General features: G+C 70.2%; 1 tRNA gene and 2 pseudogenes. 2 read left to right on the top strand and 1 reads right to left on the bottom strand.

Annotation, left to right across the window (positions count from 1 at the left end):
- A pseudogene (locus ACFQEU_RS17440) lies at positions 1-332 on the top strand (ArsR family transcriptional regulator); the annotation flags it as partial.
- A gap of 69 nt (positions 333-401) precedes the next feature.
- A tRNA-Gln gene (locus ACFQEU_RS17435) sits at positions 402-474 on the top strand.
- A gap of 43 nt (positions 475-517) precedes the next feature.
- Here ACFQEU_RS17435 and ACFQEU_RS17430 read toward each other — a convergent pair.
- Positions 518-625: pseudogene (locus tag ACFQEU_RS17430) on the bottom strand (pantoate kinase); the annotation flags it as partial.

The raw sequence follows: 625 nt of genomic DNA, 5'->3' as shown, positions 1-625 counted from the left end.
CGGGCCACGACCGCGTCGAACACGCCACCCTGACCGCCGACGGCGACGTGACCGTGCTCGTCCGCCTCCCTGGCGACGACGCTCGCGGGTTCGTCGACCGAACCGTGGGGCTCGACGCGGTCCGAGACCTCACCGTCCGGCTGATCGATCGGCGGGAGTGGTCGCCGGGGCTCGGTGACGCCGACCTCGCCGTCGACTGTGTCGAGTGCGGGAACACCGTCACCGCGGAGGGGGAGTCGGAGCGGGTCGACGGGACGCTGTATCACTTCTGTTGTGGGTCGTGCCGGGGGGCGTTCCGCGACCGCTACGATCGGCTGGCGGAGGGGGCGTGAGTCGTCGGCGGACGGCGGAGCGTCGCGGAAAGTAACCTACTTGAGTCCGGCCCGGTTATCCGCATTCGCAGTCCCGTGGTGTAGTGGCCAATCATAATGGCCTTTGGAGCCATTGACGGCGGTTCGAATCCGCCCGGGACTATCCTGCGGCGAGCGATCCGCGAGCCGCGAGTTGCGGAGCCTCCCTAGTGGTCCACGAGCCGTGCGCCCGCCGGGTGCGTGTGACAGACCGCGGGGTCGTAGCCGGCGTCGGAGAGGCCGGTGCCGAGCGCGAACGCGGTTCGGCCGAGCAT

The organism is Halorubrum tibetense, from assembly GCF_042661865.1.
Lineage (GTDB): Archaea > Halobacteriota > Halobacteria > Halobacteriales > Haloferacaceae > Halorubrum > Halorubrum tibetense.
Note: the sequence above shows the minus strand (reverse complement) of the source record. Positions and strands in the feature narration are given on the sequence as shown.